The organism is Collinsella sp. An307 (assembly GCF_002161805.1).
In the GTDB taxonomy this organism is placed as follows: domain Bacteria; phylum Actinomycetota; class Coriobacteriia; order Coriobacteriales; family Coriobacteriaceae; genus Coprousia.
Map to the genome: position 1 here is coordinate 301585 of NZ_NFIP01000001.1, position 19703 is coordinate 321287.

16 protein-coding genes and 1 tRNA gene are annotated in these 19703 nt (G+C 62.2%); 14 read left to right on the forward strand and 3 right to left on the reverse strand.

The features are described 5' to 3' along the window. Positions 1-469 precede the first annotated feature (469 nt). Both B5F89_RS01365 and B5F89_RS01370 read left to right on the forward strand, forming a co-directional pair. The gene (locus B5F89_RS01365; protein ID WP_087430001.1) at positions 470-733 is read left to right on the forward strand and encodes a hypothetical protein; all 264 of its coding nucleotides are present in this window, start codon (positions 470-472) and stop codon (positions 731-733) included. Between the two features lie 17 nt (positions 734-750). Beyond that, positions 751-2724, forward strand: a complete 1974-nt coding sequence (locus B5F89_RS01370; protein WP_087430120.1) for an alpha-amylase family protein — start codon at positions 751-753, stop codon at positions 2722-2724. Here the strand turns inward: B5F89_RS01370 and B5F89_RS01375 are convergent. Further along, a complete protein-coding gene (locus tag B5F89_RS01375) occupies positions 2702-3595 on the reverse strand; it encodes an AraC family transcriptional regulator (protein ID WP_087430002.1) in 894 nt (297 codons plus the stop codon). The two genes, B5F89_RS01370 and B5F89_RS01375, sit on opposite strands and share 23 nt — an antisense overlap. 412 nt (positions 3596-4007) lie before the next feature. Between B5F89_RS01375 and ugpC the strand changes: the two genes are divergently transcribed. The 12 genes from ugpC to B5F89_RS10155 all read left to right on the forward strand — a co-directional run bounded on the left by ugpC (position 4008) and on the right by B5F89_RS10155 (position 17988). Further along, complete coding sequence (gene ugpC / locus B5F89_RS01380) at positions 4008-5117, forward strand: sn-glycerol-3-phosphate ABC transporter ATP-binding protein UgpC (protein WP_087430003.1); 1110 nt, start codon at positions 4008-4010, stop codon at positions 5115-5117. A 24-nt stretch (positions 5118-5141) separates the two neighbouring features. Continuing rightward, positions 5142-6458, forward strand: a complete 1317-nt coding sequence (locus B5F89_RS01385; RefSeq protein ID WP_087430004.1) for an extracellular solute-binding protein — start codon at positions 5142-5144, stop codon at positions 6456-6458. 12 nt (positions 6459-6470) lie between these two features. Beyond that, positions 6471-7340 (forward strand): sugar ABC transporter permease, encoded by an 870-nt coding sequence (locus B5F89_RS01390; RefSeq protein ID WP_087430005.1) that lies wholly within the window; start codon positions 6471-6473, stop codon positions 7338-7340. After that, on the forward strand, positions 7340-8188 hold the full coding sequence (locus B5F89_RS01395) for a carbohydrate ABC transporter permease (RefSeq protein WP_087430006.1): 849 nt from the start codon (positions 7340-7342) through the stop codon (positions 8186-8188). The genes B5F89_RS01390 and B5F89_RS01395 overlap by 1 nt, the downstream gene beginning before the upstream one ends. A 144-nt stretch (positions 8189-8332) precedes the next feature. After that, entirely contained in the window at positions 8333-10519 is a 2187-nt protein-coding gene (locus B5F89_RS01400) for an alpha-galactosidase (protein WP_087430007.1), read from the forward strand. Between the two features lie 105 nt (positions 10520-10624). After that, positions 10625-12583, forward strand: a complete 1959-nt coding sequence (locus B5F89_RS01405) for a BMP family ABC transporter substrate-binding protein (protein ID WP_087430008.1) — start codon at positions 10625-10627, stop codon at positions 12581-12583. Beyond that, positions 12580-13227, forward strand: a complete 648-nt coding sequence (locus B5F89_RS01410) for a metallophosphoesterase family protein (RefSeq protein ID WP_087430009.1) — start codon at positions 12580-12582, stop codon at positions 13225-13227. The genes B5F89_RS01405 and B5F89_RS01410 overlap by 4 nt, the downstream gene beginning before the upstream one ends. A 67-nt stretch (positions 13228-13294) precedes the next feature. Further along, positions 13295-13378 (forward strand) — tRNA-Leu (locus tag B5F89_RS01415). A 100-nt stretch (positions 13379-13478) separates the two neighbouring features. Next, positions 13479-14777: a trigger factor gene (gene tig, locus B5F89_RS01420; protein ID WP_087430010.1), complete on the forward strand. Its 1299-nt coding sequence runs from the start codon at positions 13479-13481 to the stop codon at positions 14775-14777. Between the two features lie 135 nt (positions 14778-14912). Next, positions 14913-15536 carry an ATP-dependent Clp protease proteolytic subunit gene (locus tag B5F89_RS01425; protein WP_087430011.1) on the forward strand — a complete coding sequence of 208 codons (624 nt, stop codon included), beginning with the start codon at positions 14913-14915 and terminating at the stop codon, positions 15534-15536. Next, on the forward strand, positions 15536-16966 hold the full coding sequence (gene clpX / locus B5F89_RS01430; protein WP_087430012.1) for an ATP-dependent Clp protease ATP-binding subunit ClpX: 1431 nt from the start codon (positions 15536-15538) through the stop codon (positions 16964-16966). Before B5F89_RS01425 ends, clpX begins: the two co-directional genes overlap by 1 nt. A gap of 668 nt (positions 16967-17634) precedes the next feature. Beyond that, positions 17635-17988: a chloride channel protein gene (locus tag B5F89_RS10155; protein WP_239286619.1), complete on the forward strand. Its 354-nt coding sequence runs from the start codon at positions 17635-17637 to the stop codon at positions 17986-17988. A 165-nt stretch (positions 17989-18153) separates the two neighbouring features. On the opposite strand, the gene B5F89_RS01440 is transcribed toward B5F89_RS10155, so the two are convergent. Both B5F89_RS01440 and B5F89_RS01445 read right to left on the reverse strand, forming a co-directional pair. Continuing rightward, positions 18154-18528 carry a sortase gene (locus B5F89_RS01440; RefSeq protein ID WP_204230540.1) on the reverse strand — a complete coding sequence of 125 codons (375 nt, stop codon included), beginning with the start codon at positions 18526-18528 and terminating at the stop codon, positions 18154-18156. 271 nt (positions 18529-18799) lie between these two features. Then, positions 18800-19642: a Cna B-type domain-containing protein gene (locus B5F89_RS01445; protein ID WP_158098388.1), complete on the reverse strand. Its 843-nt coding sequence runs from the start codon at positions 19640-19642 to the stop codon at positions 18800-18802. Positions 19643-19703: the final 61 nt, after the last annotated feature.

Below are 19703 nucleotides of genomic sequence, written 5' to 3' on the forward strand. Positions count from 1 at the left end.
TCTCCATGGGTGGTTCGAGAGCCCAGAACCTTTGCCTGCTCATCCTCATCGAGCGCGCGCCACGGCAGCCTGCCATAGCGGCGGCGGGCACTGCGGATGCCACGGAGGGCGGAGGCGTGGGATACCACTATGACAGGGGCGGGTACAGTCTTCATGGGCAGAAGGTAGCGCTTGAAATGCCGCACTGCAAGGCTTTGTCAGCATTTGACGAGGATTGCCGTTCGCGTTCGGTAAACGGTCATCTAGCTGGTCAGATATTGGTTTGTGCGGTTAGATTCCTGTCAGGTTCTTGCCAGTTGTGTCGGAGGGTCGGGCGAAGGCGGACAGCGGCTTCTCGTGCGCCCAGGCAGATGGGAAGGCGCGATTTTTCTAGTTTTCCGACCCTGATGCTAGGGGTTTGGGGATCGGCGTCAGCCGCGTACACGGCTCCCTTATAATGAGCGCGTGTCATACCGAGCGGGGAGGAGCCATGCCCAAGGATTACATCTCGATCGCGCTCGGCGTCCTGTCGATGCTCGTATCGTTTGTTCCGGTCATTCCCTTGCAGCTGGTGGGAGCGGTTGCCGGAGTCGGAGGCTTCATGTTGGGGCGACGTGCGCGGCGTGAGGACTACCGTCGCGACTTCACGTGCGTGATTGGCATGATCAGCTCCGGAGTTGGCGTGTTCCTCTGTCTGCTCGCGCCCGTGCTCGCGATTGTGAGCAACGCCATTCTGTTGTTCATGCCAAAGTAAAAAGGTTAGGAGTGCGCATGCCGGCCAATAATTCCAACGGTTCTGCTGCCAAGAAGCCCGCTGTCAAAAAGACCGCTGCTAAGAAGCCCGCCGCCAAGCCTGCGGTCAAGAAGGCCGCCCTTAAAAAGGCGCCTGCCCGCCGCTCGACCAAGGCGAAGGACGATGCCGTATTCCAAGAGCGGCTCGCGCGTCATCATGACGAGCTCCGCTGGCTTTACATGGAGCTGTACGACAACGGCGACATGTTTGCCGAGTTCGTGCAGGAGATGGAGCGCTTCTTCCACGAGCGCGCCTCTGAGCTGAAAAAGCTGGACGCGGCACGCGAGGCGGAGGGCGCTTGGTACCGCAACCGCAACATGCTCGGCATGCAGATGTACATCGACAACTTTGCGGGCACGATCAAGGGCGTGGAGGAGAAGCTGCCGTATATCGAGCGCTGCCACGTCAACTACATCCACCTCATGCCGTTTTTGGACACGCCCGCAGACAAGAGCCGTTCCGATGGCGGCTACGCGGTGTCTGATTTCCGTCGCGTCATGCCTGCGCTCGGCACGATGGACGACCTCTCGCATCTGGCGGAGAAGTGCCACGAGAAGGGTATCAGCCTCTGCATGGACTTCGTGATGAACCATACCTCGGAGGACCATGAGTGGGCGCGGCGCGCTCGCGCGGGCGAGGGCGAGTACATGAGCCGCTACTTCTTCGAAAGCAACCAGGCGGTCATTGACCAGTACACGCGCGACGTCCCCCAGGTGTTCCCCACGACGGCCCCGGGGCACTTTACCTACCTGCCCGAGCTCGGCCAGTCGGTTATGACGCAGTTCTACCCTTATCAGTGGGACCTCAACTATCGCAACCCGCGCGTCTTCAACGAGATGATGTACAACTTCCTTTTCCTCGCGAACCGCGGGCTCGACTTCATCCGCATCGACGCCGTTCCCTACATCTGGAAGCAGCTCGGCACCAACTGCCGCAACCTCCCGCAGGTCCACACCATCGTGCGCATGATGCGCATGATCGGCGAGATCGTCTGTCCGGGCATCGTTCTTCTGGGCGAGGTCGTCATGGAGCCCAAAGAGGTCGCGCCCTACTTTGGCACGGTCGAGAAGCCCGAGTGCCACATGCTCTATAACGTCACCACCATGGCGACCACCTGGCACACCGTGGCAACGCGCGACACGCGGCTGCTTCGCCGTCAGATGGATATCGTCTGCGACCTGCCGCGCGAGTACACCTTCCTGAACTACCTGCGCTGCCACGATGACATCGGCTGGGGCCTTGACTACGCTACGCTTTCCGGTTGGGGGATGGAGGAGGTCCCGCACAAGCGCTACCTCAACGATTACTTCCTCGGTCACACGCCGGGCAGCGTCTCGCGCGGCACTCTTTACAATGCCGATCCCGTGACCGGCGACGCGCGCTTCTGCGCGACCACGGCGTCTATGTGCGGCATCGAGGCGGCAGGTTTTGAGGGTGACGACGAGAAGATGTCGCAGGCGATCCAGAAAGACGTCATGCTCCACGCCTACATGTTTACCCAGTCGGGCCTTCCTATCATCTACAGCGGCGATGAGGTCGGCCAGGTGAACGACTACTCCTATACGGAGGATCCGGAGCGCGCGGAGGACTCGCGTTACATCCATCGCGGCAAGTTCCCGTGGGAGCTCGTTGACAAGATCGACGACGACACCACGGTGGCGCACCGCATCTTCGAGGCGCTCGGCGAACTTGAAGGGATCCGTCGCAGCGAGCCCGTTTTTGATGCGGATGCCGAGGTCTCGACCAAAGACTACGACGACACTTCGATACTTTGGATCGTGCGCCGCGCGGGTGACGAGGTGCTGCACGCCGTGTTCAACTTTAGCGACGAGACAAAGACCATCTGGATGCCCGAGCGTGCCGTCTACACCAATCTTGTGACGGGCGTTTCCGAGGAAGTGGAGACGGTCGAGCTTTCTGGCTGGGACTTTATCTGGATGAAACGGGCGTGATCTCCGCGCCCTCTGCGACGTTCCCCGCGTGCTCGCGGCGCCAAGCGCGTGGGGAGACGCCGTGCACGCTTTTGAACGCGCGCGAGAAGTGAAGCTGATTGGGGTATCCGACGGACCTTCCGACCTCGGCAACCGAGAGGGCCGAGAGTTTGAGGAGGTCCGCCGCCTTTTCCATGCGGTAGCCAATCAAGAACTGCTGAGGCGATACCCCCATGGACTCCTTGAACACCTTGCCAAAGTAGCTGCGGTTGAGGCCGATGTGCCGCGCGATGTCCTCGACGCCGATGTTGGTGCGGTACCGCTCGGCGATGAACTCGAGCGCGGCGTCCACGTAGTACCCGTGGAGCTTACCGGCGGCGGAGGTGCGGTAGGGGACGGCAGAACGGACGAGGCCATCGAGGAAGCGATACGTATCTGCCACGTGCTCGAACGGCGAGGCGTCGCGGTGTTCGATGAGGGCGCGCATGGACGAGACCATGGTGTTGCGCGCCTCGTCGTTTTGCGAGTGATAGACGGGGTTGGCAGCGCTCATGCCGAGACTGTCGAGTGCCGACTTTACCTGAGCGCCATCGAACTCCACCCAAATGTACTCCCAGGGGTCGTCCATATCGGCAACGTAGGTGGTGATCTCGGTCGGGAAGATCAAGAATCCCTCGCCGGCGCGAAGGGGATAGTCCGTGCGCTCCCCGTTCTCGGAGGTGGTGGTGAACACGCCTGCCCCCGAGAGGATGTAGTGGAACAGGTAGTGGCTGCGCCGCGCCGGACCGAAGGCATGGGCTGGCGTGCAGACCTCGCGGCCGTATTGGTAGGGCATGAGGTCGGTAAAGACCCCTCCTTCGAAGGTGGAGAAGTCAATCTCGTGCGGGCGCATACGCAAATCCTCTCTATGCGAGTTTCTGATTTGAATATACTATAATGCGAACTGTAACTAATAGTGGTATAAAGTCTCGCTATATAAGACGCATCGTGGTATAAACATCGCTAATCGTTCGTTTCACACATTAGATTACCAGCTAAGATAGCGGTTTACGATACGCAGCGCAAGTCTGGCACGTGTTGGTTTATCCAACCGTTGCCACCCAAAAATCGACCGTTTGGCGAAAAGAATCTTACGAACATGCAGGAATAGCAAGTCAAATACCTGCGCAATAGCGAACAACTGAATAGAACATAACGTAATACTAGATATATCGTGCAAAAAGGTAGGTGCTACCATCATCCCCGATACGCTTTGCCAGTCATTTTTGCAAAGCAGAGGGACCCGCTACGGAAGGGGAAGTTCAATGGCCGGACTTACGCTCGAACACGTGGGCAAGAAGTACCCGAACGGCTACGAGGGGGTGAAGGATTTCAACCTCGAGATTGCCGACAAGGAGTTCATCATCTTTGTCGGGCCTTCGGGTTGCGGTAAATCGACTACGCTGCGCATGATTGCGGGCCTGGAGGACATCACCTCGGGCACGCTCAAGATTGACGGTCGCGTTGTGAACGACGTGGAGCCCAAGGACCGCGACATCGCAATGGTGTTCCAGAACTACGCGCTCTACCCGCACATGACGGTTTACGAGAACATGGCGTTCCCGCTGCGCCTGCGCAAAGCCCCGCAGGACCAGATCGATAAGATTGTGCACGACGCCGCACGCATCCTCGACCTCGAGAAGCTGCTCGACCGCAAGCCCTCGGCGCTCTCCGGCGGTCAGCGCCAGCGTGTCGCCATGGGTCGCGCCATCGCGCGCCAGCCCAAGGTCTTCCTCATGGACGAGCCGCTCTCCAACCTCGACGCCAAACTCCGCGTCCAGATGCGCGCCGAGATTTCCAAGCTCCATCAGCGCCTCGGTGCCACCATCATCTACGTCACGCACGACCAGACTGAGGCCATGACGCTCGGCACGCGCATCGTCGTCATGAAGGATGGCGTCATGCAGCAGGTCGATACGCCCGCTAAGCTCTACAGCGAGCCGTGCAACCTCTTTGTCGCAGGCTTTATCGGCAGCCCTCAGATGAACTTCATCGACGCTACGGTGGGCGAGGCCGCGGGTCATCTGACCCTTACCTTTGGCAAGAACACCATCACGGTGCCCGATTCCAAGGCAGCGGCGCTCAAGCCCTACGTGGGCAAGGTCGTTATCGCCGGCATCCGTCCGGAGGACGTTGTCGAGGAGCATGAGTACGCCGAGAATAAGAAGCTCTCCGAGCCCATCGAGGCGGTCGTCACGGTCTACGAGCTCTTGGGCTCCGAAGCCATGATCTACGGCGACGTGGACGGCGGCGCCATCTCCGCGCACATCTCGGCCACCAACCCCGTCCGCACGGGCAATCGCATCAAGGTCGCCTTCGACGTCGACAAGCTGCATGTGTTCGACAAGGACACCGAGCTCGCCATCGTCCACTAGTCCGAGAGGGGAGCTGATACGCGTATGGTATCCAAGCCAATCACCAGGCGCTCCGCGCTCGGCCTCTCGGCAGCGGCGCTCTCGTCGCTTCTGTTCGCCGGCTGCACGAGCGAGACCGCGGACGGCAAGGTCGAGGTGGAGATCGTCTCCTACAAGCAGGAGGCCAAGGCCCTCTTTGACCAGATTCAAGCCGACTTCAACGCTTCGCACGACAACATCGTGCTCAAAATTGACAGTCCAGCGGACGCCGTCACCATCATGAAGACGCGCTTTGTGCGCGAGAACTACCCGGACGTTATCGGCATCGGCGGCGATGGCGATTACGCCAACTTCGTCGACTCGAACATCCTCGCCGATGTCTCGGGTTACGAGAGCCTGACCAACGTCAAGCAGTCCTACACCGATATCTTAAAGAGCGTCACCTACGTGCCGATGGATGGCATCTACGGCGTGCCGTATGTGGCGAACGCCGCGGGCATGCTCTACAACGTCGATATGTTCGAGGAGCACGGTTGGCAGATTCCCGAGACCTGGGACGAGCTTATCGACCTTTGCGAAGAGATTAAGGCCGAGGGCGAAGTCGCACCGTTTTACCTCGGCTACCTCGACACCTGGACCATCCTGAGTCCCTGGAACTCCATTACCGTCAACATGGTGCCCTCAGACCTTGCGCGCGAGGTAAACGCTGGCAGCGCCAAGTTTGCCGACTACTACGGCGAGCCTGCGCGCCGCATGCGCCAGATGCTTCAGTACAGCCAGGCGTGCCTGCCCGGCGAGCCCGGACCGTTTGCGGCGAGCTATAACGATGCTTGCACGAGCTTTGCCAATGGCAAGAGCGCAATGTACCCCTGCGGCAGCTTTGCCGTGCCGCAGATTATGACGGGCAACGACGCCATTAACGTTGGCATGTTTGCCATGCCCTCGGCCGATAACCCGGCGGACCGCATCGTGGTGTCCGGCGTGGACCTGCAGTGGTGCGTTGCCGAGACCTGCCCGCATAAGGACGAGGTCTTTGAGGTGCTGAGTTACCTCGCCGAGCCAGAGAACCTACAGACCTACATCTCCGATCAGCGCGCCATTCCCTGCGCGGAGGGCGACTTTGAGCTCGATCCGCTCTTCGACGGTATCCAGGAGTTTTTGGACGAGGGGCGCGTGCTCGACTACCTCGACCATTCCTACCAGTCCGCCATGGCGGTCGACGCCCAGCTGCAGACGATGCTGCTCGACGAGCGCGATGACGACACCGCCATCGCCGCTTTCCTCGAGAAGTTCGACACCGACTGGCTGCGCTACAACCGCGAGGTCATCCGCAAGGTCCAAGAGTACGAGAGCCAGCAGTAAGGGGGATAAGCAATGGCAAGTCTTAGCAAGAGCAAAGTCGGCTCGGGCCGCATGAAGACGTTCTACGCGATCCTCATCCCCGTGCTCGTGCTGTTTGTGGCGTTCAACACCTTCCCGCTTCTCACGGGTGTGTTCTACAGCTTCACCAACTCCAAGGGCTACGGTGCCTTTGACATCGTGGGTCTCCAGAACTACCTCGACCTCTTTAGCGATGCGCGCGTGGGAAACTCCTACCTGTTCACGTTCAAGGTGGCCGTGGTGGCAACGATTCTCACCAACGTGATCAGTTTGCTTCTGGCCATCGCCCTGTCGAGCAAGATCAAGTTCAAGAGCGCGCTGCGCGGTCTGTTCTTCGTTCCCCAGATCCTGGGTGCGCTCGTGGTGGGCTACGTCTTTAGCTACCTCTTCACTTGGATTATCCCGGCGCTCACCGGCACCGAGTCCATTCTGGCCTCGCCCGACCTCGCCTGGATCGCCATCGTGGTGGTACTTGTGTGGCAGTCCTGCGCCCAGACGACCATCATCTACATCACCGGTCTTTCCAGCGTGCCGGAGGATGTCTACGAGGCGGGCAGCCTCGACGGCGCCACGGGCTGGAACAAGTTCCGCTACATCACGTTCCCGCTCATCATGCCAAGCGTTACCACCAATATGGTGCTCGTGATGAAGAACATGCTCATGGTCTTCGACCAGATCGTGGCTATGACCTCGGGCGGCCCGTCGCAGTCTACCGAGTCCATTTCCTACCTCATCTACAACAACGGCCTCTCGGGCGGCCAGTTTGGCTTCCAGTGCGCCAACGCCGTGATGTTCTTCATCTTGATCGCCGTCATCTCGATCCTGCAGACGAACTTCCTGAGCAGTAAGGAGGAGCAGCTCTAATGGCTAAAGATGCATTTGGGGCCAAGGTTAAGGAACGGGTGAACTGGCCCATCACCGCAGGTCTCATCCTGCTTGCGCTCATTGTTATCGTGTTCCCGCTCTACATGACGGTGCGCATCGCTATCGCGGACAAGATGCCAACGGGTCTCGAGATCTTCTCGCTGCCCGAAACCTGGGACTTTGCAAACTTCCTTGAGGCCATGGAGGCGACGCAGTTCTTCACGTCCTTCATGAACTCGCTCATCATCACGGTCGTGGCGGTGGTGGTGTCGATTCTTATCCATTCGCTTGCCGCCTACGCCATCGGCCGCAACATGGAGCGTCGTGCCTTCAAGTGGAGCTATCTGTTCATCATTGCCGGCATGTACGTGCCCTTTGCGATCCTCATGATGCCGCTCGTCAAGCAGACGGCGATCCTGCACCTCGACAACATGGTCGGCGTGATGCTTCTCTACATCGTCTTCTACATGCCCATGAACGTGATGCTCTACACCGGTTACCTGCGTAACATCCCCATTGCGCTCGAAGAGGCGGCGCGTGTGGACGGTGCCTCCACCTGGACCACGTTCTGGAAGGTCATCTTCCCGATCATGAAGCCCATGCACGCCACCGTGGCGGTGCTCACCGGCCTTGCGGTGTGGAACGACGTCATGACCCCGCTCGTTATCATGGGTGGTTCGGGCGTCTACACCCTGCCGCTTGCTCAGATGAGCTTCCAGACGGCGTTTGGCACGGACTATCCGCTCGCCTTTGCTTCGTACCTGCTCGCCATGCTTCCGATGATAATCTTCTATATCTTTGCGCAGAAGCAGATCATCGGCGGCGTTACCAACGGCGCGGTAAAGTAACATACCCATACTTTGTGGTTCTGCCCGTTGACGTGCCGGGCTGACCGGCATCGCCCGCACCTCGTTTGGGGTGCGGGCGATGCGCAGGCGCAGGGCGCAAGCGGGGGAGAGCCGACCGAATCATCTGACCTGGATTGGGGACCCATGCCTATCATCGTGGACGAGACGAGCCGCACCTTCACCCTCCACACCGACAATACGACGTACCAGATGCGTGTCGATGAGCCGGGTTACCTGCTGCATCTGTACTACGGTACACGCTCCGAGGGGACCATGGACTATCTTGTCACCTATGCGGACCGCAGCGGTTTGTGCGTCTGTCCGCACGACGTGCACGACCGTACCTATTCTCTCGACGTGCTGCCGCAGGAGTTTCCCTTTGACGGCGCGGGCGATATGCGCGCGCCCCTGTTGCGCGTGCGCGACGCCGCCGGCGTGTACGGCTGTGACCTGCGCTATGCGCGCCATGAGGTGCGCTCGGGCAAGTACGCGCTGCCGGGCCTTCCCGCGGTGTACGACGAGGGGGAGGGCGACGGGGCGGAGACGCTCTCGGTGACACTTGCCGACCCTCGCCTGGGCCTTGAGGTCGAGCTCCTCTACGGCGTCATGCCGTACCTCGACGTCATCTGCCGCGCCGCCATCGTGCGCAACGCCGGCGAGGCTGCCCTTACCATCGACCGCCTGCAGACGGCGTGCCTCGACTTCACCCACGGCAGCTTTGACGTCATCACCTTCAGCGGTCGCCACGCCATGGAGCGCCGCGTCGACCGCCACTTTGTCGATCACGGCAGCTTCCATGTGGGGAGCCGCCGCGGCATGTCCTCTGGCCAGTACAACCCGCTCATGATTCTCTGCGACCGCGCGACCACCGAGACCTCTGGCCGCGCCTGGTCGATGAGCTTCGTGTGGAGCGGCGGCTTTGAGGCGGAGGTCGAGCGCTGCCAGTACGCCCAGACGCGTATGCAGATGGGCCTTGCCGACGACCGTTTCTCCTATCCGCTCGCGCCGGGCGAGGAGCTTGTGGCCCCCGAGGTCATCATGAGCTACTCGGCGCACGGCTTGAGCGCCCTTTCGCAGAACCTTCACCGTTGCATCCGCACGCACGTGGTGCGAGGGACCTGGCGCGATCGTCCGCGCCCGGTGCTCCTCAACAGCTGGGAGGCCTGCTACTTTGACTTCACGGGCGACACGCTCGTGGACCTTGCCAAGAAGGCGGCAGAGCTCGGCATAGAGATGCTCGTTATGGACGACGGCTGGTTTGGCAAGCGCAACGATGACTTCCGAGCGCTCGGTGACTGGTACGTCAACGAGGAGAAGCTCGGCGGCACCCTCGCTGAGCTCGTCGACCGCGTGAACGCGCTCGGACTCAAGTTTGGCATCTGGGTCGAGCCGGAGATGGTCTCTGAGGACAGTGACCTTTACCGCGCGCATCCCGACTGGGCGCTCGCCATACCCGGCAAGGATCCCGTGCTCGGCCGCGACCAGCTCGTGCTCGACTTCTCGCGCAAAGAGGTGCGCGACAACATCTACGAGCAGCTGTGCGCCGTCTTTGACCAGGCAAACATCGAGTACGTCAAGTGGGACTGCAACCGCAACATCGTGGACCTCTACTCCGCCACCGCCACCGACCAGGGCAAGGTGCTCTACGACTACACGCGCGGCCTCTACGAGCTCCTCGAGCGCTTGGTGCAGCGCTATCCGCACATCCTGTTCGAGGGTTGCTCTGCGGGCGGGTGCCGCTTTGACGCCGGCATGCTCTACTACACGCCGCAGATCTGGACGAGCGACAACACCGACGCCGTCAACCGGCTCGCCATCCAGTACGGCACCTCGTTTGGCTACCCGGCGTCCACCATGGGCGCGCACGTCTCGGCTTGCCCCAACGAGATCAACTGGCGCACGACCCCCATCTCCGCCCGCGGCACCGTTGCGCTCGCAGGGGGCGGCTTTGGCTACGAGCTTGACCTGAACGATCTTCCCGAGCGCGCCTGCGAGCACGTCAAGGCGCAGGTTGCGCTCCATCGCGAGATTGAGGACGTGGTGCGCGAGGGTCGCTACTTCCGCCTCTCGGGTCCCGCGGACGAGGTCTGCGCCTGGGAGTTTGTGGCAGAAGACGGCAGCAAGGCTGTGCTCGGTACGGTGCTTCTGCTCATCGAGGGCTACGGTGTGGCACGCTACGTCACCCCGCGCGGGCTCACGCCGGGCGCCTTCTACCGTGAGCTCACCACGGGCAATGTTTTTGCTGCGGACGCCCTTATGGACGAGGGGTTCCCGCTGCCCATCAACGCCGAGCCGTACATGGGTCGCACCTACCGATTCGAGCGCCTGTAGGGAAGTGGTAGCGCCGGGGCCCGTCCCCGGCGCGTCGTTTGCCTGGGCCCTGTGGGGCCGGCCCTTCCCGTCGCAGGACATCTGCCCTATAGAAAGGGGAAGCGCATGCTCGAGGATTACCGCCGCGCCCGCAAGCGCGCAACCAAGGAGTTCCAGGCCGATGTCGCCGCGGGCAGGTACCCCTATCCGCCCGCGCTCGACGACATCCTCAAGGGTGAGGGCTACCAAGGCGAGATTCCCCTCGGTCTTGCCGAGATTGACCTTTCGCTCATCGCAGGCACGCGCACGCGCGGGCGCCAGAACAGCTTCTCGTCGGGCTTCATGCCCCTGCAGGAGGCATCGACGGAGTTCGCGAGCAAGTGGAGCGACCTCATCGACTCGCAGCGCGCCGAGGGCATCCACGAGCCCATCGTGGTCTACGAGTACCTCCAGCGCTTCTACGTGCAGGAGGGCAACAAGCGCGTCTCGGTCCTGCGCTATCTGGGGCAGCCGACGGTGCTCGCCAAGATCACGCGCGTCGTGCCTATGCCGAGTGACAGCAAGGCCTACCGCGTTTACCAGGAGTTCATGCGCTTCTACCGCGTCGCCCCCGTCTTTGGCATCGTGCTCGCGGAGGAGGGCGATTACGCGCGCCTCGCCGCGTTTGCCGGGCGTGACCTGGACGAGCCCTGGCCCGATGACGCCGTGCGCGACCTGCGCTCGGCCTTCGATGCGTTTGCCGCCGCCTTCCGGGCGCGTCACGGCGAGACCCTCGGCATGAGCGCCGGCAGCGCGTTTCTCATCTATCTTAAGGTGTTTGGGTATGACGAGGCGGTGCACGCGTTTCCCGCCGAGGTCGATGCACGCGTCGCGCGCATCTGGGACGAGTTTGTGGTCTCGCGCGACGGCGGCAAGGTGGCCTACCTCGAAGACCCAAGCGGCAAGCGCACCAATATCATTCCCGAGATCAAATCGCTCGCCAAAGAGACCATGGGGTCGCGGCCGTTTTTCGCGGCGTTTATCTACGAGTCTTCGCCCGAGGTCGACGGCTGGACGGCGCTTCATGAGAAGGGTCGGATGAAGCTCGTTGAGAAGGTCGGGCCGACCGTCATGTCCCAGGCATATTTCGATTGCAACAACGATGCCGCCTTCGACGCCGCTGTTGCCGACGCCACGCGTCGCCGCGCCGACCTCATCGTCACGGTCTCGCCCACGCAGATGCGCTCCTGCCTGCGTGCGGCGGTGGCGCACCCGGAGCTTCCTATCATCAACTGTTCGGTCTCGCTTTCGCACAGCGCCGTGCGCACGTTTGCGGGACGGCTGTATGAGGCAAAGTTTTTGCTCGGCGCCCTTGCGGCGAGCATGGCCAAGAACCATCGCGTGGGCTACGTGGCCGAGAACCCGGTCTATGGCACCGTGGCAGAGATCAACGCTTTTGCCATCGGCGCGCGCATGATCGACCCGTATGTGACGGTCTATCTCAAATGGTTCTCCGCCAAGGACTACGACTGGAAGCGCGAGCTCGCCGAGAGCGATGTGCGCGTGGTCTCCGCCCGCGACTACCTCGATCCGAGCGACCCCGACGAGCCCTGGGGCCTTTACGAGATTATGGACGACGGCACCTGCCGCCACCTGGCCGAGCCCATCTGGAAGTGGGGGCGCTACTATGCGCTCATCGTCCGCTCCATCAGAAACGACTCGTGGAAAAAGGAGGGGGCGACGCGCCGCGGCGAGGCTCTCAACTACTGGTGGGGGATGTCTGCGGGCGTGCTCGACGTCCGTCTTTCCGACGAGGTGCCCTACGGCCAGCGGGTGCTCGTGGAGGGTATCCGCCAGTCGATGCTCACGCGCCGCATCAACCCCTTTGCCGGGGAGCTCGTCAGCCAGGGCGGCACACTCGTCCATACCGGGCCCGACCGCCTCTCGAGCGAGGAGATCGTGCGCATGCGGTGGCTGAACGAGAACATCGTCGGGCGCTTGCCTGAGCAGCGCGAGCTGTCGCAGGAGGGTCTCGAGCAGGTGGAGGTCTCCGGCGTGATTCCGCTCGACCCCACGAAGCTTCCGCACAAGGGGACCCTTTCATGAGGGTGCTCGCCATAGCCGACGTGGAGGAGCGCTGGCTTACCGCGGCGAGCGCGCGAGAGTGCCTGCAGGGGTACGACCTCATCGTGTCGTGCGGAGACCTCGACGCGCGCTACCTCGAGCATATCGTGACGATGGCAAACGTTCCTCTGCTCTACGTGTGGGGCAACCACGACACAGCGTACCGTCTGCACACGCCCGAGGGCTGCCGCTCGATCGAGGGCCGCATCGCCGAGTACCGCGGCGTGCGCTTCATGGGGCTCGGCGGTTCTGTACGCTATAACGACCGTGTCTTTGGGTTCACCGAGCGTGATATGTACTGGCGGATGCTGCGCCTCTCGCTTGCCGCCAAGGCTCAGGGCGGTGTTGATGTGCTCGTGACCCATACGCCGCCGCGCGGGTACGGTGACCTCGACGATCTTCCTCATCAGGGATTTGACGCCTTCAACACGTGCCTTGAAATGCTCTCGCCGCGCTATCTGTTGCACGGGCACATCCACCCGGAATACGGGCGTATCGCGCGTGGGTGCGTTCACCCTGCGGACACGGAGATTCTGAACTGCTGCGGCTATCGCGAGCTCGAATTAAGCGCTCCTGCGGCACCTCGATCCACCCGCCGTGGCTACCTTGGTGTGGACCGCATTTGAGGACCGCAGCCTTGGCGTATACAAGCAGGAGCTTTCTGCTATCATGCTTAGTCTGTGCGTCGCGTATGCGGGCGTGGCGGAATTGGTAGACGCGCTGGATTTAGGTTCCAGTGGGATTCCCGTGAAGGTTCGAGTCCTTTCGCCCGCACCATGGCGCACGGCCGCGCCGGGGGATACCCTGCGCGCCGGCAACCGTCATACAGGGGTACCCAGCGCCCAAAGATCGGCTGGGCCACGCAAGAGGAGGAACGTTGAACATCACGCAATCCGAGGTGCAGGACGGTAAGCTTACCGCTACGGTGACCATCCCCGCCGCCGACGTTGACGCCGCCATCAAGAAGGCGTACAAGGACGCCGCGCATAAGTACCGCTTCCCGGGCTTCCGCCCCGGCCATGCGCCCCGCGCGGTCGTCGACAACATGCTCGGCAAGGGCTTTGGTCTCGTCGACGCCACCAACCGCATCATCAACGACGCCGAGCCCGCCATCATCAACGAGCTCGACATCGTGCCGGTGAAGGAGCACGGCGACATCGACGAGGAGAGCCTCGAGATGGTCAAGGACCATGAGGACTACACCTACGCCATCACCTTCGCTCTGCGTCCCACGCCCTCGCTCAGCTCCTATGACGCCGTCGAGATCGAGATGCCTCCCGCGGAGGTCACCGAGTCCGAGATCGACGCTCAGATCGAGATGCTCCTCGGCTATCACGCCACCTTTGAGGATGTTGAGGACCGCGGCATCGAGGACACCGACTTCGTCACCGCCAAGGTTGAGAACATCAAGAACGCCGAGGCGCTCGCTGGCGACTCCCGCATGATCGCCATGGGCTCCGGTAACCTGCCCAACGCCTTCGACGAGGGCCTCATGGGCATGAAGGTCGGCGAGACCAAGGAGATCAGCTGGACGCCCGAGACCGAGGGCGCCGAGGAAGCCGCCGTTAACGTTACCGTGAACGGCATCAAGGCCCGCAAGCTCCCCGAGCTCACCGACGAGTTCGCCAAGACCGGCTTTGGTTTTGACGACATCGCCACCATGCGCGACGCCGTCAAGGAGGAGATCGCCGCTGACAAGGAGTCCCGTCTCCCTCAGCTCAAGGAGAACCGCTGCGTCGCCAAGCTCGCCGAGCGTCTTGAGCTCGACGAGATGGACAAGGACTACGAGCAGTCCGTCTTCCAGGAGCTCGGCCAGAACTTCCTCCAGAGCCTCGCTGCCCGCGGCATGTCGCTCGACGCCTGGCTCCAGGCCAACGGCATGACCGGCGACCAGTTCATCGCCGACCTCCATCACCAGGCCGACGACGTCGCCCGCGAGTCCCTCGCGCTCGACGCGCTTGCCCGCGAGCTCAAGGTCGAGGTTACCGACGGGGACGTTGACAACGAGTTCAAGAGCGCCGGCGTCGATGATCCCGAGGCCACGAAGGAGCGCTTCGTCGCCGAGGGCCGCATGCCCGCCGTCCGTGACTCCATTCGCCGTTCCAAGGCCGTGAACTGGCTCGTCGAGAACGCCAAGGTCACCGAGGTGGACGAGACCGCCAAGGACGCCGAGTAGCGTATACTCTGCGCCGTGAAACCCACCCGCACGGTGGGGTATCATAGCTCGTGACCGTTTTGACACGGTGCCGGGTCCGCTGGCGGGCTCTGGCACCGTGTTCGCATTGACGCGAAGCGAAAGAAGGAAATACGCATGATCTCGCATATCAACAACGCGCTCGTGCCCTATGTGATCGAGCAGACCCCGCGGGGTGAGCGAAGCTACGATATCTACTCGCGCCTGCTGAACGATCGCATCGTCTTTTTGGGCGAGGAGATCAACTCGGTCACGGCGAACCTCGTGATCGCGCAGCTTCTGCACCTGGAGAGCCAGGATGCCGAGAAGGACATCTCGCTCTACATCAACTCCCCGGGCGGTGAGGTCTACTCCGGTCTCGCGATTCTCGACACCATGAACTTCATCAAGCCCGACGTGTCGACCATCTGCGTGGGCATGGCCGCCTCCATGGCTGCGGTGCTTCTTGCCAACGGCGCACGCGGCAAGCGCTTCTGCCTGCCCAACTCGATGGTGATGATCCACCAGCCGAGCGGCGGCGCCCAGGGCCAGCAGACCGAGATCGAGATCGTGGCCCAGGAGATCAAGGAAACGAGGCGCAACCTTAACCAGATTCTCGCCGACGCCACGGGCCAGCCTATTGAGAAGGTTTCTCAGGACACCGAGCGCGATCATTACATGCGCGCTCAGGCTGCTCTTGAGTACGGTCTGGTGGACCGCATCATCTCCTCCCGTACCGACGCAGCGAAAGGCGACGCATAATGCCGCGCGACACGCATGACAACATCGGCTACGACGGTACGCCCGCCGAGCCCATCCGCTGCTCTTTCTGCGGCAAGACCCAAGATCAGGTCCGCAAGCTCGTGCGCGGTCCGCATAACATCTTTATCTGCGACGAGTGCGTCTCTGAGTGCTCCGCCATTCTGGAGGAGTCCATCGCGCGCGACATCATGTCGCAGGGCGGCTACAACGGCCTCGGCGACCTCGGCTTCATGACGCCCGAGGTCGAGGCCGAGGAGGCAGAGCCCGAGCCGGAGGCCTCTAAGCAGGTCATCCGCCGCGTTCCCACGCCGCACGAGATCTACGACGAGCTTTCTCAGTACGTGATGGGGCAGGAGGACGCCAAGCGCGCCATGTCCGTCGCCGTCTACAACCATTACCGCCGTGTCATCGAGGGTGGCGCTGCCGAGGCGGCACTCGACGAGAGTGCCGGGCGTCCCAGCGCGCCCATCGGTAAGCACGCCGCTGGTGTTGACGACCTTGCGGATGTGGAGCTCGCCAAGTCAAACATCCTGCTTCTTGGTCCCACGGGCACGGGTAAGACGCTTTTGGCGCAGACGCTCGCGCGCATCCTCGAGGTGCCGTTTGCCATCGCCGATGCCACCGCGCTCACCGAGGCGGGCTACGTGGGCGAGGACGTGGAGAACATCCTCCTCAAGCTCATTACCGCTGCCGACGGCGACATCGAGCGTGCCCAGGTGGGCATCATCTACATCGACGAGATCGACAAGGTGGCGCGCAAGGCGGAGAACCTTTCCATCACGCGCGACGTCTCCGGCGAGGGCGTGCAGCAGGCGCTCCTCAAGATTCTCGAGGGCACTGTTGCGAGCGTTCCGCCCCAGGGCGGCCGCAAGCATCCCCAGCAGGAGCTTCTGCAGATCGACACGACCAATATCCTCTTCATCTGCGGCGGCGCCTTCGTGGGGCTCGACAAGATCATCGCCGATCGCGTAGGCAACAAGGGTATCGGTTTCAACTCCGAGATCGCCGGCCCCACCTCCACTGACGAGAACGATCTGCTCCGTCAGGTGCTCCCGCAGGACCTCAACGCCTTTGGCATGATTCCCGAGTTCATCGGCCGTACGCCGGTGATCACGCAGACCTGCGCTCTTGACGAGGATGACCTCGTGTCCATCCTCACCGAGCCGCGCAACGCCATCGTCAAGCAGTACCGTCGTATGTTCCAGCTCGAGGGTGTTGACCTTGCGTTTGACGACGAGGCGCTCCATGAGATCGCTAAGCTCGCGCTTGCCCGCAAGACCGGCGCCCGCGGCCTGCGCTCCATCTGCGAGCAGCTTCTCCAGAAGACCATGTTCGACCTTCCCAGCGAGGAGGGCGTCGAGAGGGTCGTGGTGACCGCCGCCGCTGTCCGCGGCGAGGAGGAGCCCCGGCGCGTGTACCGCGCCGCCTAAGGTAAAGTAAAACTCCCTCTGTCCTGTTTTTACGTGGGGCGAAGATTTTAGAACCTCCCGTTATCCGCGCAATACTGGGGTTACCGTATGGCTCGGGTAGCAGGAGGTTTCGTGTACGCGCTGTTCTTCATCATCAGCTTCGGGGCGTCGATCATCGGTGCCATCTCGCAACGCATCTGGCCGGCAGCTCTGCGGGCCGCGAGGGAACGGCGGTGCAGATCGGCGGTGCCATCGCGGATGCTGCATCGCGCCTATCCAAGCTGGAGCCCCATGACCACCAGGATTTGCTGATGCCGGGCATCTCCGCCGCGTTCAGCGGCGTGTTCGGCACGTCGCTTACTGGCGCGTTCTTCGGCATGGAGAGATGTGCTATGTCGGCAAGTTGCACTACGGAGCCAGCATCTATTGCCTGGTCGCGTCGTTTGTGGGCGATGCCGTGGCGACACTTCTGGGCGCGGGTCGCGAGACGCATCCGTTTGGACTTGTGCCTGATTTCACGCTGCAGGGCATCGCAGTCGCGGTGGTAGCGGACCTCGTCTTCGGCAACGCGGCGCGGCTGTTCTCCGCCGCGATTCGCATGGTCAAGCGCTTCCATGCGGGGCACATCACGGGCCACCTGGTTTCCGCGCTCGTGAGCTCGCTCGTGCTTCTGGCGGTGTACGTGGTGTTTGACCTGTACCGCTACGGCGGCCTTTCGTCGTGGCTGGTTGGGACCGCTTCTGCAGGTGCAGCCCTCGTTCATGGCGGGGCTCGGCATGATCGGCATCTTCGGCGCGGCGCTCAACGTGCCCATCACCACCATCATGCTGGGTATCAATGTGTTCGGCGGCTACGCGGCCCTGTACTACGTGATCGTGTCCTTCGTGGGCTACCTTGTCGCCGGGCACCGAGGCGTGTACCCGGCGCAGCGCATCGTGACGCCGAAGTGGCGCTCACTCGGCGATGACCAGGGCTTCACGATGGCGGACACCATCGAACACCACGACGCGGGCGTGCGCGATGGGGGTGGCGAGCACGTTTAATGGTCTCTGTGGCCGTGTGAAGCGGCGCTCGCCTGCGCTGAATGGGGGCGCTGCGCCGCATGTTGCGCTCTGGAGAAAGTTCGAGCGGGCTCCGTCGCGATGATCGGGGCTCCTGTGCCCCTGCGACTCCACGCTGTCATTCTCGCGCAGACACCCCCATGCGGGTCAAACGATGCTCTCGGGGCTTGCGGAGCTGCAACGGACGGTGAAGCGACGGGAGCTGTCCCAGGTGCAGGTGAAAAGGGTGAGCGGATAGCCGCTTTCCGTCATACCGCTTACATCGGTAGGGCCGAGCACCTCGGTCATGGCAACTTCGTATCGAAAGCTGTTGCCCAGGATATCGGTGAACACAACCAGGTCGCCTGGTTGCAGCGATGTAAGCCGCCCGAAGTGCGAGCGATAGCTGTGGCCAGCGATGACCAAGTTGCCGTCGTAGGCCGAACCGGTATAGCGTCCCGGCGAGTGGGCCAGCGCGGCGTCATCTGCGGTGGCGCCAACCGGCAGGCGGAGTCCGAGCGTGGGAAGCTCGATGATGCCCACGTATGATGTCCCATCGATTTCAAGTTCCGGTAACGGACCGGCGAGGGGAGAGGTGCTGCTGCCTCCGGCAATGGCGGCGCCAAGTGAATCGAGCGCACGAGAGCTATCGCTGCCGGCACGTGTCTCATCCCATGCGCAATAGATGGCAAGGGCGAGCGCGGCTGCAAGTAGGATGCACCCTAGGGCTCCCGATATAAATCCGCGTCGGGCCCGGCAACGCTCATCGCGACGCTTGTCACCGCGATGAGCCCGGCTATGTTCGGTGGCTTCGTTATCGCACACGGCGCCTCCGATACGCGCTTACGATAAGAAGCGCCATGCCGGCGAATGCGAGCGGAGGCACAAGGTGCCAGAGCGTGCCCGTTTGAGGAAGCCGCTTCTCGGGAGGCGTGATGTCTCCCGTGTTGATGATTGCTACCGTGCCCCCGCTCCGTTCGATGGTGACGGTGTAGCCGTCGGGCACGTTTGCCTCAACGACCTGCCAGCTGTGGCCCAGGCTCAATCCGGTCCAGGTATGCTGCCATCCTGCTGCGGCGTCAAGCTGGATCGTGTCGGCGACCTCGCCATCGCAGAGCAGCTGCACGCTGATTTGCCTGGGGCGGTTTGCGGCACCCCCGTCATCCCAGCGCTTGACTACCGTGAGATTCGTGAGCTCGACACGCTCGAATTTCAGGTCGCAGCGCATCTCGGAGAGCTCCGTCCCGGAATCATCTACGCTGGGGAGCGCTGTAAGTATCGGCGAGAAGCGATACCGCGCGTCGTGGTAATCGAGCTCGCCGGCGCATACCAGGTATAGCCCGTGCTCGAGGTCTTCAAAGCGCAGCAGGCCGCGTGCATCGGTTGCGCCTGCTGCAAGGGCCGGCACCGCGTCTGCTGAGACATAAGCTGCGAGCGTTTGCGCTGCGGCGCCCCATCCGCTGGCATCCAGCCCATTAAGGTCAACTGGGTAATCGGCGAAGCTCCCCGTGAGCTTCCAGCTTCCAGAAGGGGAGAGCTCACCCACGCGGTAGAGGGAGATGTCGACCCCAGAAAGCGCGGCGCTCCCATCTTGGGCGCTCGCCTCGATGGCGTAACCCGAGGTACGCTCCTCTGCGAAGGCGAAGCGGGGAGCCATGCAAAGCAGCAAAGAGAGTGTAGCTAGGACGCACACCAGTCGGCGAAGATGCGTGCGCTGC

Bases quoted from the DNA above. Each gene is read 5' to 3' on its own strand.
- ugpC (WP_087430003.1), top strand. From the start codon at position 4,008: ATGGCCGGACTTACGCTCGAACACGTGGGCAAGAAGTACCCGAACGGC.
- B5F89_RS01405 (WP_087430008.1), top strand. From the start codon at position 10,625: ATGCTCGAGGATTACCGCCGCGCCCGCAAGCGCGCAACCAAGGAGTTC.
- B5F89_RS01375 (WP_087430002.1), bottom strand. From the start codon at position 3,595: ATGCGCCCGCACGAGATTGACTTCTCCACCTTCGAAGGAGGGGTCTTT.
- B5F89_RS01385 (WP_087430004.1), top strand. From the start codon at position 5,142: ATGGTATCCAAGCCAATCACCAGGCGCTCCGCGCTCGGCCTCTCGGCA.
- B5F89_RS01410 (WP_087430009.1), top strand. From the start codon at position 12,580: ATGAGGGTGCTCGCCATAGCCGACGTGGAGGAGCGCTGGCTTACCGCG.
- B5F89_RS01370 (WP_087430120.1), top strand. From the start codon at position 751: ATGCCGGCCAATAATTCCAACGGTTCTGCTGCCAAGAAGCCCGCTGTC.
- B5F89_RS01400 (WP_087430007.1), top strand. From the start codon at position 8,333: ATGCCTATCATCGTGGACGAGACGAGCCGCACCTTCACCCTCCACACC.
- B5F89_RS01425 (WP_087430011.1), top strand. From the start codon at position 14,913: ATGATCTCGCATATCAACAACGCGCTCGTGCCCTATGTGATCGAGCAG.
- clpX (WP_087430012.1), top strand. From the start codon at position 15,536: ATGCCGCGCGACACGCATGACAACATCGGCTACGACGGTACGCCCGCC.
- B5F89_RS01390 (WP_087430005.1), top strand. From the start codon at position 6,471: ATGGCAAGTCTTAGCAAGAGCAAAGTCGGCTCGGGCCGCATGAAGACG.
- B5F89_RS01365 (WP_087430001.1), top strand. From the start codon at position 470: ATGCCCAAGGATTACATCTCGATCGCGCTCGGCGTCCTGTCGATGCTC.
- B5F89_RS01395 (WP_087430006.1), top strand. From the start codon at position 7,340: ATGGCTAAAGATGCATTTGGGGCCAAGGTTAAGGAACGGGTGAACTGG.
- B5F89_RS01445 (WP_158098388.1), bottom strand. From the start codon at position 19,642: ATGGCTCCCCGCTTCGCCTTCGCAGAGGAGCGTACCTCGGGTTACGCC.